The sequence below is a fragment of the Winogradskyella eckloniae genome (assembly GCF_013249045.1).
GTDB classification, from domain to species: Bacteria; Bacteroidota; Bacteroidia; order Flavobacteriales; family Flavobacteriaceae; genus Winogradskyella; species Winogradskyella eckloniae.
In genome coordinates this window covers 173,702-187,323 of sequence record NZ_JABRWP010000005.1, presented here as the reverse complement: position 1 = coordinate 187,323, position 13,622 = coordinate 173,702, and the positions used below count along the sequence as shown (strand labels likewise).

Below are 13,622 nucleotides of genomic sequence, written 5' to 3'. Positions count from 1 at the left end.
GTTCACCTTTTTTTAATAACTAAAATCAAGTAAGTTCTTACACATGCTAAACCGAAGACATATAAGAATTAAAGTAATGCAATCGATGTATGCTTTTAAAGGTACAGAAAGTGACGATTTATTAAGAGAACAAAAGTTTTTACTTCACAGTTTAGAGAGCATGTATGATTTATATCTTGCGCAACTAGTCTTAATAATTGAGCTTCATAAAAAAAGTAAAGACCACAATGAGCGTATACAAAACAAGCTCGTTAAATCTGAAGCAGATAAGAATTTAAATTTAAATTTTCAAGAGAATCAATTATTACACTTAATTAGTAGTAATACGATGCTTCAAGAGGCCATTGCGAGTAGAAAATTGAATTTCTGGCATTTAGATTTTGAATATGTAGACATACTTTTTAAAGAAATATTAAAGAGTGAATTGTATAGGGATTACTGTTTAGAAAAAGATAGCAGTTTTAAAAAGGATAAGCATTTTATTATTGATGTTTTTACAGAAATAATAGCACCAAACGAAAAGCTGTACGATTTTTTTGAAGATAAGAAATTAACTTGGGTAGATGATTTACCTGTAGTAAATACGGCGATTCTTAGGATTCTTAGAAAGTTGAAGTTAACATCGCCAGAAACGGCATTGTTGCCAGACTTATTTAAAGATGAAGACGATTTAGATTTTGGAAAAGAATTATTTCAAAAAACCTTTTTAAACAATTCTAATTTTACAGATGAAATTGCTACAAAAACAACCAATTGGGATAGTGAGCGTTTAGCGAGTATTGATGATGTTTTATTAAAAATGGCGATCTGTGAATTTCAGAAGTTTCCATCGATACCTGTTAAAGTTACCATTAATGAATATTTAGAAATAGCAAAGGAGTATTCTACACCAAAAAGCAGTCTGTTTATTAATGGTATTTTAGATAAAATCGTAAAAGAATATCAAGCGGATAATAAATATCTTAAATCGGGAAGAGGTTTAATGTAATCCCGACATTATTATTTTAACAGATAAGCTTAAAATAATAGGGAAAATGAATAAAAAGATAACAATTTTGACGATTTCTAGGTTAAAACCACTTTAAAAGACAGTTTTTTCGTACAAAATTCTGTTAACGAGAACTTAAAAATTTTAATTGACTAAATTATTCATTAACTTCGCAGGCTTAAAATAAATTTTAATTTAATAATAAAAATAATGAAAAAAGTAATCTTAGGACTTAGTGCATTATGTATGGTCGCGTTTACATCTTGTAAAGAAGATGCAGCAAGTAAAATTAAAACAGAAAACATTGCAGTAGCAGCAGAAAGAGATGCCAATGCAGGTGATTTTCCTGTAATAAGTTTAGATAAAACTGAGCACGATTTTGGATCTATTGAAAACGGAACGCCTGTAGAAACTACATTTAAATATACCAATACAGGAAATTCATTACTAGTAGTAAGTAATATTAAAAGTACATGTGGTTGTACAGTACCATCTAACTGGACTAAAGAAGTGGCACCAGGAGAAACAGGTGAATTTGCTGTAAAGTTTAACGGAAAAGGTAATGGTAAAGTTACTAAGTCTATCACAATGACAACAAACACTGAAAGTGGTAAAGAAATAGTTAAAATATCGGCTTCTGTAAAAGCAGATCCAAATGCACCAGCAAAAGCAGCGACACCTACACAACAACCAGGTAAAGCTACAATCAATCCTTTATCTACTGATGCTTCAAGTGCACCTAGAAAGTATTCTACGCAACCAGGTCATGAAGGTCATAACCACGATTAATAATTACTGATATTTTATAGATGGAATCATTAGGATCATTTTTACCTATTATTGGCATTTTTGCTGTGATGTATTTTTTTATTCTAGCACCACAAATTAAACGCTCTAAACAAGAAAAAAAGTTCGCAGCTGAATTAAAAAGAGGCGATCGTATTATTACAAAAAGTGGAATGCACGGCAAAGTTGTAGAGCTTAATGATAAAGATAACAGTTGTGTTATTGAAACATTAGCTGGTAAGATTAAATTTGATCGTTCTGCAATATCAATGGAAATGAGTAATAAATTAAATGCACCTGCTTCTAAGAAGTAAGTTTTGTATTTAATACTACATAGTAAAAGACTGTTCTTAACCGAACGGTCTTTTTTTTTACCTTTCTACTAAGAGTTACTAACGGTTCTTATACTTATCATGCAATCCGTTGCCCTTTATAATCATAGGAATAATTTTTTCTAAACGTCGTTGTTTCGTGTCTTGTCGCTTAGCTTCTATAATATAATTACAGTATTCGCGTTGATGGGAAGGTGAAAACGTATTAAATGCCGCTTTAAGTTTAGCATTTGATTTAAACGCTGTTTTTAATACTTCTGGTATCACAATAGGCTGCGTTTGGCGTTGCGGTTTTAGTTCCTTTCCTATACGTTGGTTTTCAATAGCTTCTTTAATATAAGCTAAAACGGCTACCTCGTTAATTGCGACTTTGCTATTAAAACGCATTTGACGCATGGCCTTAGTTTTACCGTCTTGAGCATTTTGCAGTAATTGGAGTTCATCTTTTAAAAACACACCTTGATGAAACCAGAGGCAAAAATGATTTTTAAATGCACCAATACCGAGAACATTTTTTCCATTTAAGCAATACGTTGGCATGCTCCATTTTATAGTCTCAGTTAATTCTGTTTTTAAAATAATGTTTCTCAACACGCGAAGTGCTTCTGCGTAATGCGTATTTAATTCAATATATTCTTCAACGGAACTTATTTTTGTCATTAATAAATAGGGATTACTTCATTTTAATAATTAGTGCTTCATGATTTTTTTAGTCACGGTAGTCTCAGTAGTTGTAACTTCTACAATATATGTTCCTGAAGGAATAGACATTGTATTGATCTCTATTGTAGTAGAGTTGTCGTCATTATCAATGGATTGCATCTGTTTTCCGGAGAGATCATATAACACTACTTTTTTTAAGCTTTCGCTTTCAACAAAAATTTTAGACACTGTAGGATTAGGGTAAATAAATATATTAGGAATATCTTCTGATGCAATTTGATGTGTTGATAATACAGAACCATCAGTAGCCATGCGTTGAAACCAAATATTTAATTCGCCATCTCTTGTGTCTCCCCAAGACGCATATAATATATCATCTTGTGTTTTTATAGACATAAAGTCATTTCCGGCATATTCTAAATCCGTATCATGTGCTACAGATTGATTGGAAATTTGAAAATTTGAAGAAAACTCAGTATCTGTATTACTACGGTAAGAAGCCCAAATCTCAGTTGGGTTTTGATACGTCCCATCGGTTCCATTTCTTCGGTCTCTCCAACTAATTATAAGATCACCATCTGAGTCAAAATCGCCCCAAATTAAGTCTTGCATTCGGTCATTTCCAATAGGATCATCATTGATTCTAGTAGGAGTAGACCAGTTGCTGCCAGCATCTGTAGATTCTATTAATAACACATCTAAATCTCCAAGTTCTGCACTGAGATAAATGTAGACCAAATGATTTTCGTTAGATGGATTACAAAGTAAAAGACTCGCTTTTTTTGCGTTAGAATAGTTGCCATTATTTGTTGGTGTTTGATGTGTAATTACGGTATTATACGAGAAATTTGAACCAGCATCTAAAGACGTTGCGAGAAACACCTGCGGATAGAGGCTTTGAGTTAAAACATATGATGGATAGGCACCATAAAATTTACCTGAAGCACTTACAGTAGGCGAACACATAGGAAGGGGATTAATGCTACCTGCTAACCAGCCAGAAGTATCAATATATGTGGTTGTAAACGTAGCGCCAGCGTCACTAGATATGGATAAATAAGGATTGTAACTTGGGTTATCTCTATTTAAATTCATGCTGGTAACATAGATGTTTCCTTGGTTAGAGCCAGAAGATTTGTCTATAACCATCCAAGGCCTATCAATGGGCCATTTGGTGCCATCATAATTTGTGTTAATGACTTCAGTAGGCGCATTCCACGTTAGTCCACCATCTGTAGACTTACAAATATAAACGCCACCTGTAACTGGAGCCTCAGTGCCAGTAAAGTCTATATAACAAACATATACATTACCATTATGATCGAAATCTATTGAAGGGTCCGCAGAGGTGTAACCGCTTACGGTATGCGGTAATTCTGTAGCCGCATTCCAGGTTTGCCCTCCATCAAAACTAGTTTTTGTTTTTATTTTAAATTGATTCGATAAATTAACCCATCCCATCCATGCTACAACAATATGCTGAGAATTGGTTGGGTTAATAGATAAATAAGGTTCGCCATCAAAAACGACTCCATTAGAAAGGTTTGTATTTTGTCCAAATACGGTGTTACTTACAACGAAGAGTATAAGTAAAGCGAATTGTTTTAGTTTTTTTTGTTTTACCATAATCAACGTTATTATTAGATCATTTTTAATGATTTGTTCTTTTTTTATGTTACAACGTAACCGAATGAAAGTAGTCGCTCTAATTCAAAGTCTTGTTTAACCTGCTCTTAAAATCTTATCCATTTTACGACCTTTCGCTAATTCATCAACAAGCTTATCTAAATATCTGGCCTCACGTGTTAATTTTGTTTCAATTTCTTCTATTCTATAGCCACAAATAACCCCTTTTATAAGATGCGCATTGGAGTGGATATTTGCGTTTTCAAAAAACGTTTTAAATGTAACTTTGTCTTCAATAAGCGTGTTTAGTGTTTCAAGATCATAGCCCGTTAACCATTCAATAACTTGGTGTAATTCTGCTTTGGTTCGCCCTTTTTTTTCAATCTTCGACACATAGTGTGGATAAACTGAGGCAAAGGTTAATTTTGCTACACGATCATCATGTTCTGGAGTCGTTGTCATTGTTTTTCTATTTAATTTAGAAAATTAAGATTTTTTATTTTAAGTACAAAAAAAAAGCAACGTTCTAAAGGTTGTTTAGTACGCTGCTTATCAATATTATAATTAAATATGAGTTATTTTTTTAGCGCTGTTAGTTCTGCAATTTTTACAATAACTTCTATGGCTTTCTGAATACTTTCTACCGGAACATATTCATAGCGACCATGAAAATTATGACCTCCTGCAAAAATATTAGGACAAGGTAAACCCATATAAGAAAGTTGAGAACCATCCGTTCCGCCTCTTATTGCTTTAATTAATGGCGTAACACCAACAGCTTTCATGGCTTCTTCTGCAATATCTACAATATGCATTACAGGTTCTACTTTTTCTTTCATGTTAAAGTATTGATCTTTGACATCTATCTTAAATACTTCACTTTCGTATTTCGTGTTTAAGTCTTCAACAATCTTTACCATTAACGCTTTTCTTGCTTCAAATTTATCTTTATCGTGATCTCGAATTATATATTGAAGCGTCGTTTCTTCGACGTCTCCTTCCATATTATGCAAATGAAAGAATCCTTCGTAACCTTCCGTGTGTTCTGGAGTTTCTAATCGTGGTAAAGCATTGATAAATTCAGAAGCATAGTACATGGCGTTAATCATTTTACCTTTAGCGTAACCAGGATGTACAATTTTACCTTTAACGGTAATTTTTGCACCAGCAGCATTAAAGTTTTCATATTCTAGTTCTCCAACTTGGCTGCCATCCATGGTGTAAGCCCATTCAGCACCAAATTTTTCTACATCAAATTTATGCGCACCTCTACCAATTTCTTCATCTGGTGTAAAACCGACTTTTAGTGTGCCGTGTTTAATTTCTGGATGCTGAATTAAGTATTCCATTGCAGACACAATTTCTGTGATTCCGGCTTTGTCATCTGCACCTAAAAGTGTGGTGCCATCAGTAGTTATTAGGGTTTGCCCTTTATACATTAATAAATCTTCAAAATAATCTGGAGATAATATTATGTTTTGTGCTTCATTAAGTACAATCGCTTTGCCGTCGTAGTTTTCTATAATTTGAGGATTCACATTGGCACCAGTAAAATCTGGTGAAGTGTCAAAATGCGAAATAAATCCTATGGTTGGGACCTCATGATCTACATTACTGGGTAAAGTTGCCATAATGTAAGCATTGTCATCTATAGTAACATCACTAAGACCTATAGCTTTTAGTTCATCAACTAATTTGTTTGCTAAATCCCATTGTTTCTCTGTGCTCGGCGTGGTTTCAGAACTTGGGTCAGATTCTGTATCTATTGTTATATAGCTGATAAAACGATCAATGATATGTTGTTTGTTTGTCATGGTTATTTATTATAGTTTCAAAAATAGTTAACCCTTAACTAAAGCACAAGTCTTAGTTCTGTTTCTTTTAATTTGACAGTAATTGACTTATTTTTGCGTAGCAAAACCAAAAAGATGTATAAATCTATAATTCGTCCAGTTTTATTTAGTTTCGATCCTGAAAAAATCCATTATTTTACCTTTTCTTTAATTCTGAATTTGTCTAAAATTCCAGGTGTAAAGCATCTTTTTAAAGCGATGTATGTTGTTGAAGACAAACAACTAGAACGAGAATTATTTGGCTTGAAATTTAAAAACCCAGTTGGTTTAGCGGCAGGATTTGATAAAAATGCCGTGTTGTATAATGAATTAGCAAATTTTGGATTTGGATTTATTGAAATTGGGACCGTAACACCAAAAGCGCAAGAAGGAAATCCGAAGCAACGGCTTTTTAGACTTAAAGAAGATAAAGGCATTATTAACCGAATGGGTTTTAATAATGAAGGTTTAGAAGCCGCAATTTCGCAGCTAAAAAAGAATAAAGGAAAAGTGATTATTGGTGGAAACATTGGTAAAAATACACAAACACTGCCAGAAGATTATACCAAAGATTATCTAGACTGTTTTAATGCATTGCATCCTTATGTAGATTATTTTGTACTTAACGTTAGTTGCCCTAATGTTAGTAGCCATGCCAAACTGAATGATAAAGATTACTTGTTAGAGCTAATATCATCAGTACAAAAAGCAAATTCAAAGTGTAGTAAACAAAAACCTATACTATTAAAAATCGCACCAGATTTAAACAACATACAGTTAGATGAGATTGTGGAGCTTATTGCAGAAACGCATCTCGATGGTGTTATTGCCAGCAATACATCTGTAGATAGAACGGGATTAAAGACAACTGATGCCAGACTTGAAGAAATCGGTAATGGAGGTTTAAGCGGACAGCCAATTAAAGCAAAATCTACAAATGTGATTAAATATTTAGCAGATAAAAGCAATAAAGCATTTCCTATTATTGGAGTAGGAGGTATTCATTCTGCAAAAGATGCTATAGAGAAATTAGACGCAGGAGCAGATTTAGTACAAGTATATACTGGTTTTATATATGAAGGGCCAAAGCTTGTAAAGAAAATTAATAAAGCCATTTTAAAGAGGTAATTTTATTGAATTACGACATTCTTATATCATTTGCACTAGCAACAATAGCATTAGCCATTTCGCCAGGACCAGACAATATCTATGTTTTAGTACAAAGTATCAGTAATGGTAAATCTTACGGAATGGCTACAGTGTGTGGTTTAATAGCAGGTTGCTTAATACATACCACATTATTGGCATTTGGCGTTTCGGCAATAATTGCTGCAAATGAAGATTTATTTTTTGGCATTAAATTATTGGGTGCCATTTACCTGTTATACCTAGCATTTAAAGTTTATAGATCTGATGGTCAGTTAAATTTAGAATCTAACGTAGCGCCTAAAAAAAGTTTAACAGGTTTATTTGTTCAGGGTTTTTTTATGAATGTACTCAACCCTAAAGTGACGATATTCTTTTTAGCTTTTTTTCCAGGATTTTTATTTAGTGACACTTTAAGTCATGTTATTCAATTCTATATTTTAGGTGGTCTTTTTATGCTAGTGTCGTTTTTAGTGTTTTCTTCAATTGCTTTATTGGCGGGAAACATAAAAACATATGTTGTAAAACATAACAATTCTGGGATGGTTTTAAAGTGGCTTCAGATTGTTGTATTTGTTGGAATAGCTATTTTTATATTAATATAATAGAATGTTAAGTTTCAATTTCATTTTCGAGTTCATATTCAATTAATGTATATTTGAAACAATGAATAAAGCTGTTAAAATTATAGAATGTCCACGAGATGCTATGCAAGGCATAAAGGCCTTTATACCAACAGAAAAGAAGGTACAGTATATACAATCTTTACTTCGAGTAGGGTTTGACACGATAGATTTTGGCAGTTTTGTATCGCCAAAAGCGATACCTCAAATGGTAGATACTGCTGAAGTATTAGCACAGCTCGATTTAAGTAAAACGGTCAGCAAATTGTTAGCAATTATTGCTAATACTAGAGGAGCAGTAGATGCTTCAAAACATGCCGAAATTGATTATTTAGGTTTCCCGTTTTCGATTTCAGAGAACTTTCAGATGCGTAATACACATAAAACCATAGCACAATCTGTGGTTACACTTTCAGAAATTTTAGAAATTGCTGATAAAAACAATAAACAAGTGGTTGTTTATATATCTATGGGATTTGGAAATCCTTATGGAGATCCATGGAATGTAGATATCGTAGGCGAGTGGACAGAGCGTTTATCTAAAATGGGCGTAAAAATACTGTCGTTAAGTGATACTATTGGTAGTTCGGATGCAGAGAATATTGATTATTTGTTTTCAAACTTAATTCCGTCATATTCTAATATAGAATTTGGTGCTCATTTACATACAACACCAACATCTTGGTTTGAAAAAATTGATGCAGCATACAAGGCTGGATGTAGACGCTTTGATGGTGCAATACAAGGTTATGGTGGTTGTCCTATGGCAAAGGATGTATTAACTGGTAATATGCCAACAGAAAAAATGTTGTCTTATTTCACTCAGAAAAAAGCACACGATCTTAATGCCATGTGTTTTGAAAGTTCGCATAATGAAGCGACTAAGATTTTTAGTGTATTTCATTAAAAAAAAGCCCTCATAACTTAATGCAAGGACTTTTTTCAATAAAACAAAATCTAAGGGTTTACTTAATTAAGTATTAATTTTTTCGTTGCACTTTGATTACCCGATGTAAACTGTAATACATAAACACCATCTACTAATGAAGATAAATCTAAAGCTGTATTGTAGAAACCTGAATTTGAATTAAGGTTTGTTTGAAATACCTTTTTACCTGTTATAGAAAATATAGACACTTCGTTTTTATTTAAAGATAAAGCAGCAACGTCATAAATTAAATTCACTTTTTTGTCTGTTGAAGGGTTTGGATATATACCAAATGAAACGGAATCATTAATGTCCTCAATACTCAATGCATTGGTTACATTTTCAAAATTTAAAGTGATATCTCCTGTGCTGCTTCCGCCAAACGCTGTAAAATAAAATCTATATACAGTATCATCAGCGTATTTTACGTAATATGCTTTGTTAGAGTTAACATCGTATGTATAAGAGGCGTTTAAAGTTTTCCAATCTGAACCAATTGTATTTATCTCATCAGAATAAGTTAACGTTGGGTTTGATGGCATCCCAGAAGCTTCATCATTTTGTGCAACAGTTACTTCATCACTGTGTAATGCTCCTGTTACAGGATAATATAAACTACCATCTCCATAATAATCTGTTGCATACTTAGTAAAAACAAAATCCCAATCGCTAATTGCTGGTTCCGCGACAACTTCTGCATCATTTTGTAAAGAGTAGTAGTTGAATTTATTGTCTGGATTATTTGTGTTAGGTATCGTCACAGTTTGGTCTGCACTCCAAGTAGAAGTACTAGCATCCCAAGTTGCATATTTAAACGTATAACCAGCAGCATAATCTTCGTTAATAAACTTTCTGTAGGTTCCGTCTGCATATTTTAATACAAATACAATTGTTCCTTCAACACCATGAGTCACAGGGTTGTATTCGCCAAAGCCATATGTTGCAGATCCTTTCTCAAAAGCACCATCGCTCCATGTTGTTTCACTATTATAAAGTGGTGTCCAATTGGCTTCATTGGCGATATCGATTGTATCATAACCAGCAGCAGTGTTAGCTGCTTCGAAAACTTCTATCCCAATACCACTATTAACGCGCATTCCAAAGCTATAAGCACTAGTTCTTAAAAAAGCTATATCCCAAGAATCCCTTGCGAAAGCGGTTGCTGTTTCGGTACTTAATTTGTAATACACTTGGTCAGCGTAGGTAGGTTGCATAGATAAGTTAACAACTGTTTCTTGCGCGAAAGTTGTAGTGCTAATGAGTACGAAAGTTAAAAATTGTAATGTTTTTTTCATTGGTTTGTTATTTAAAATGATTCTAATGTTTGACTTCATTGGTAAAAAAAGGAGTAGAGCACTACTCCTTTTTAGTTGTTGTTTTTATTGTAGTAAGCTATAAACAAATTTTGGGTGACCACGTTCACCATCGTCACTATACATAGCTATAAATTGTAATTTGTAATAGTTTCCTGAAGTATCATTTACGATATAAAATACGGTATCTATTAATGCAGGAGAACTACTTGGTCCACCACCAACTCTCCAAGAACTACCAATGTTTCTTTGGTCATTATCAAAAGCAATTGATAGGGCATCAGTTAGTGTAAAATCTTCGTAGGTGTAAGCTTCAGTTTCAGTATCAATTTTATAAGAAACTGCACCACCTTTGGTGTTAGTGACTACGAAATCTGAATAACCATAAGAACCATAACCTTCAATTTCGTTGGTAAACACAGTAAAGTTTAAATCCCATTCTGATTTTTCAGGTTCAACGCTTACTTCAGTTTCCGTATTAAAACTAAAGAAGGTAAAATTATACGTGCTGTTTTTAGAAATAGTAACTTCTTGGTGTGTGGTATCATCTAAATCAGCATATTGAAGAACGTAATCATTACCATCGCGTAGAACTCTAATTTTTTTCCATCCTCTTGCATCACCTGCAACGGCAACGCTACCTGTAGCAGCTTCTTCTGTACCCACTTCATAGCCTAAATTCACTAAATAGACTGGGTTTTCTGCTTCTGTAGACGAAATAGCCTCAATTGCAGTTTCTGTAATTTGACCATATGGTGCATCAATAAATTCCATGTTATCAGCGTCAAAAGTACCGATTGCAACTTGTGGTTGTAGATCTTGTACTTCAGTCGTTGAAGAATTGATGGCATCGATATCTGTAGATGATAATTCTGCGGTCGCCATATAAATAGAACCGTTAATGGCAACTCTAAAATCTGATCCAGAGTAAAATCCTAAATCCCAAGAGTCTCTTTGTACAGCTGTTGAAGTATTTGTACTTAAGTCAATATATACTTGGTTTTCTTCATTAGAACCTCCAACATCTGGAGTAACTTCTGCGCCTTCTATAACAATGGAGATTGGTCCAGAAGTGTCGTCATCGCTACTACAGCTATTAAAAGCAATAATACCAAAGCAAAGTACGAGTTTTAAAAAATTATGTTTCATATGTGTTAGTGTTTAAAAATTAAGATTATATAATAATTTGAGATAAAAAGAACGACCATAGCCTAATAGTAGTGAACTATTGGTTGTGCTGTGAGTGCCACCTGTTGCAGAATTGCTCACGTTGACATTAGTTACATCAAAAAGGTTGCGCGCACCAAATGTGAGATCTATTTTGTTTTCAAAAAAGGATTTTTTTATAGAGGTATCTACCCAACTATAGGCATCAGTTTTTGCCAAAGTAAATGTAGAATTGCCATCTGTGTCTGTGCCAGAAGCATAATACTGTTCTTGTGCTCCATTGTATTTTAAAAGTAGCGTAAAGCTAGTTTTCCATGGTTCTACATAGTAGGATGCACTTGTGTTAAGCTGAAGATTGTATAAAAAATCATCATTACTATTAGTCTCACTATTATTAATTCTAGAAATACCTTGAAGGGTTGCACCTAAATTAAATGAGACGTTTTCCCTTTGTAAAGTGTTTTCTAAGGTAAAACCTAATAATTTATATTTGTCTATATTAATAAATTGATATTGTAATGGTGTTGTGTTAACAACAGCGAGATCAATTTTATCTGAAACATCTAAATAGCTAACTTTTAAATTATTGGTTAAGGATGAGTTGTTAAACCAGCTTTTTTTCTTTAAATTTAAAAATGCAGAATAGCCATTTTCTGGGTTTAAATCTTCATTCCCTTGCACGTCATGGTTAGAGTCTACAAAGTAATAATAGAGCTCTTCAAAATTGGGCACTCTGTAAGAAGTGCCAACGTTTCCTCGGAGTTCAAAACCTTTATTCATGAGATATCTTGCGCTTAATGAGGCTAAGAATTTAGAATCGAAAAGCGTATTATATTCATATCTAAAGCCAGGACGTAGTGAGAAGTTTTCAGTTAAGTTAAACTCAGACGTTGTAAAGACCGCTAAATTAGTTTGGGTATTTGTTTTATCTTGTTGTGTGATGCTTCCTGAGGCTTGTGTATCAAAGCCTTCCATGTAACGTGCTTCATAACCTAATTGAAAATTATAACTGTCGCTCTTTACTAAATTTCCAATGGTTCCTTTGGAGAATAAAACTTTACTAGATTGATAGGTTTCATCTGTTTCATTACTACGTTCTCTACTTAAAATATAGTAATTAAATTCATTTAAATCGCGCTCTTGTTGTTGATAAGAAATTGAGGCATTATAGTTAGCGCCAGAGTTCAGTTTACCATTGATATTAAGGTTGTTTACAAACCTATTGGTAGTGTAAATCTTGTCTGTAGCAGAAGGATTACTAGTTTGGCTTTCGGTGTCTATATTGGCTCTTACTGAGGCATCGTAAAAGTTTATGTTTTCATTAAAGTATTCAAATTTATAAACGAGTCTAAAATTATTTCCTTTATAATTTATTAAGGCATTTGTGGTTAATTGTTCTTTAGGAAGCCATTCATAACCTCTAAGACCATCGTTTTGATAATAATTTTCACCTTCTCTGTTATTTAAGAATCCGGCAAAATCATTGCGATTAGCTCCAATTTTTGCCATCCATTTATCGTTGATATTGTGGGTAATACTTAAGGCTTGTATATGTCTACCTTTATCAAACCAAGCATATTCATCGCTAACGGTTTCTTCTTGTACATAAGCTTGTATGCGCCAATCGTTATCTATAGATTTTTTAGTGATAATATTAATAACACCAGAGACCGCATTGGCACCATACTCCACACCCATTGCACCTTCTACAATCTCTATTCGTTCTATATTATCGAGATTAATTTGGGTTAAATCTATATTGTTACCAAATCCATTATCACTAACCATTGGTATGTTATCAATTAATATATTGAAGTATTGTGAGTCTAAACCAAAAAATGAAATCGTAGAACGACCTGTTTGAGCATTCGGGATAATATTAAGGTTAAGATTAAAGTTGAGTAAATCTGCAAGATTATTGGCAGCAACTTGTTCAATTTGTTTCCTGTTTATAACAATGACATTATGTACAGATTTTTTAATAGAAGTAGGGTTGATTTGCCCTGTGACAACTACCTCGTCTAATGATTCTGTTTTGGTGCTATCAACAGCAGCCGTTCTTTCTTGAGCAATTGCGAACGAAAAGAAAAAAAGAAAAAAATAAATTGTAATTTTATTTTTATTTAGACTCATTCTAGTTAAATTTGTCGCAAATATATAATCTTATTTTAATTCGTTCTAAATAAGAATAAGTTTTTTTTAAATTTTTTTTCAAACA

13 protein-coding genes are annotated in these 13,622 nt (G+C 33.2%); 6 read left to right on the top strand and 7 right to left on the bottom strand.

Going from position 1 to position 13,622, the window contains the following annotated elements; all coding sequences use genetic code 11:
• The first annotated feature begins 43 nt into the window (after window positions 1–43).
• The 3 genes from nusB (at window position 44) to yajC (ending at window position 2,088) form a co-directional block, all read left to right on the top strand.
• A complete protein-coding gene (gene nusB, locus HNV08_RS10390) occupies window positions 44–988 on the top strand; it encodes a transcription antitermination factor NusB (protein WP_241697210.1) in 945 nt (314 codons plus the stop codon).
• Between the two features lie 210 nt (window positions 989–1,198).
• A complete protein-coding gene (locus HNV08_RS10385) occupies window positions 1,199–1,777 on the top strand; it encodes a DUF1573 domain-containing protein (RefSeq protein WP_173281247.1) in 579 nt (192 codons plus the stop codon).
• 20 nt (window positions 1,778–1,797) lie between these two features.
• Window positions 1,798–2,088 carry a preprotein translocase subunit YajC gene (gene yajC / locus HNV08_RS10380; RefSeq protein WP_173281246.1) on the top strand — a complete coding sequence of 97 codons (291 nt, stop codon included), beginning with the start codon at window positions 1,798–1,800 and terminating at the stop codon, window positions 2,086–2,088.
• A 78-nt stretch (window positions 2,089–2,166) separates the two neighbouring features.
• Here yajC and HNV08_RS10375 read toward each other — a convergent pair whose 3' ends face one another.
• The 4 genes from HNV08_RS10375 to pepT all read right to left on the bottom strand — a co-directional run bounded on the left by HNV08_RS10375 (window position 2,167) and on the right by pepT (window position 6,209).
• Complete coding sequence (locus HNV08_RS10375) at window positions 2,167–2,766, bottom strand: YdeI/OmpD-associated family protein (RefSeq protein WP_173281245.1); 600 nt, start codon at window positions 2,764–2,766, stop codon at window positions 2,167–2,169.
• Window positions 2,767–2,796: 30 nt separating this feature from the next.
• Window positions 2,797–4,395: a T9SS type A sorting domain-containing protein gene (locus HNV08_RS10370; RefSeq protein ID WP_173281244.1), complete on the bottom strand. Its 1,599-nt coding sequence runs from the start codon at window positions 4,393–4,395 to the stop codon at window positions 2,797–2,799.
• Between the two features lie 96 nt (window positions 4,396–4,491).
• The gene (locus HNV08_RS10365; RefSeq protein ID WP_173281243.1) at window positions 4,492–4,857 is read right to left on the bottom strand and encodes a DUF2200 domain-containing protein; all 366 of its coding nucleotides are present in this window, start codon (window positions 4,855–4,857) and stop codon (window positions 4,492–4,494) included.
• 113 nt (window positions 4,858–4,970) lie between these two features.
• The gene (gene pepT, locus HNV08_RS10360; protein ID WP_173281242.1) at window positions 4,971–6,209 is read right to left on the bottom strand and encodes a peptidase T; all 1,239 of its coding nucleotides are present in this window, start codon (window positions 6,207–6,209) and stop codon (window positions 4,971–4,973) included.
• A 114-nt stretch (window positions 6,210–6,323) separates the two neighbouring features.
• Between pepT and HNV08_RS10355 the strand changes: the two genes are divergently transcribed.
• From HNV08_RS10355 to HNV08_RS10345, 3 genes are all read left to right on the top strand, one after another.
• The gene (locus tag HNV08_RS10355; RefSeq protein ID WP_173281241.1) at window positions 6,324–7,355 is read left to right on the top strand and encodes a quinone-dependent dihydroorotate dehydrogenase; all 1,032 of its coding nucleotides are present in this window, start codon (window positions 6,324–6,326) and stop codon (window positions 7,353–7,355) included.
• 5 nt (window positions 7,356–7,360) lie between these two features.
• Window positions 7,361–7,978, top strand: a complete 618-nt coding sequence (locus tag HNV08_RS10350; protein WP_173281240.1) for a LysE family translocator — start codon at window positions 7,361–7,363, stop codon at window positions 7,976–7,978.
• Window positions 7,979–8,039: 61 nt separating this feature from the next.
• On the top strand, window positions 8,040–8,903 hold the full coding sequence (locus tag HNV08_RS10345; protein ID WP_173281239.1) for a hydroxymethylglutaryl-CoA lyase: 864 nt from the start codon (window positions 8,040–8,042) through the stop codon (window positions 8,901–8,903).
• 62 nt (window positions 8,904–8,965) lie between these two features.
• Here HNV08_RS10345 and HNV08_RS10340 read toward each other — a convergent pair whose 3' ends face one another.
• The 3 genes from HNV08_RS10340 to HNV08_RS10330 all read right to left on the bottom strand — a co-directional run bounded on the left by HNV08_RS10340 (window position 8,966) and on the right by HNV08_RS10330 (window position 13,537).
• The gene (locus HNV08_RS10340; protein WP_173281238.1) at window positions 8,966–10,219 is read right to left on the bottom strand and encodes a T9SS type A sorting domain-containing protein; all 1,254 of its coding nucleotides are present in this window, start codon (window positions 10,217–10,219) and stop codon (window positions 8,966–8,968) included.
• An 84-nt stretch (window positions 10,220–10,303) separates the two neighbouring features.
• Window positions 10,304–11,386: an HmuY family protein gene (locus HNV08_RS10335; RefSeq protein ID WP_173281237.1), complete on the bottom strand. Its 1,083-nt coding sequence runs from the start codon at window positions 11,384–11,386 to the stop codon at window positions 10,304–10,306.
• Window positions 11,387–11,398: 12 nt separating this feature from the next.
• Window positions 11,399–13,537 carry a TonB-dependent receptor plug domain-containing protein gene (locus HNV08_RS10330; RefSeq protein WP_173281236.1) on the bottom strand — a complete coding sequence of 713 codons (2,139 nt, stop codon included), beginning with the start codon at window positions 13,535–13,537 and terminating at the stop codon, window positions 11,399–11,401.
• Window positions 13,538–13,622 lie beyond the last annotated feature (85 nt).

What these genes read in the sequence shown, in the direction of transcription:
- pepT (WP_173281242.1), bottom strand. Translation starts at nt 6,209, where the DNA reads ATGACAAACAAACAACATATCATTGATCGTTTTATCAGCTATATAACA.
- HNV08_RS10345 (WP_173281239.1), top strand. Translation starts at nt 8,040, where the DNA reads ATGAATAAAGCTGTTAAAATTATAGAATGTCCACGAGATGCTATGCAA.
- HNV08_RS10340 (WP_173281238.1), bottom strand. Translation starts at nt 10,219, where the DNA reads ATGAAAAAAACATTACAATTTTTAACTTTCGTACTCATTAGCACTACA.
- HNV08_RS10370 (WP_173281244.1), bottom strand. Translation starts at nt 4,395, where the DNA reads ATGGTAAAACAAAAAAAACTAAAACAATTCGCTTTACTTATACTCTTC.
- HNV08_RS10335 (WP_173281237.1), bottom strand. Translation starts at nt 11,386, where the DNA reads ATGAAACATAATTTTTTAAAACTCGTACTTTGCTTTGGTATTATTGCT.
- yajC (WP_173281246.1), top strand. Translation starts at nt 1,798, where the DNA reads ATGGAATCATTAGGATCATTTTTACCTATTATTGGCATTTTTGCTGTG.
- HNV08_RS10355 (WP_173281241.1), top strand. Translation starts at nt 6,324, where the DNA reads ATGTATAAATCTATAATTCGTCCAGTTTTATTTAGTTTCGATCCTGAA.
- HNV08_RS10330 (WP_173281236.1), bottom strand. Translation starts at nt 13,537, where the DNA reads ATGAGTCTAAATAAAAATAAAATTACAATTTATTTTTTTCTTTTTTTC.
- nusB (WP_241697210.1), top strand. Translation starts at nt 44, where the DNA reads ATGCTAAACCGAAGACATATAAGAATTAAAGTAATGCAATCGATGTAT.
- HNV08_RS10365 (WP_173281243.1), bottom strand. Translation starts at nt 4,857, where the DNA reads ATGACAACGACTCCAGAACATGATGATCGTGTAGCAAAATTAACCTTT.
- HNV08_RS10385 (WP_173281247.1), top strand. Translation starts at nt 1,199, where the DNA reads ATGAAAAAAGTAATCTTAGGACTTAGTGCATTATGTATGGTCGCGTTT.
- HNV08_RS10375 (WP_173281245.1), bottom strand. Translation starts at nt 2,766, where the DNA reads ATGACAAAAATAAGTTCCGTTGAAGAATATATTGAATTAAATACGCAT.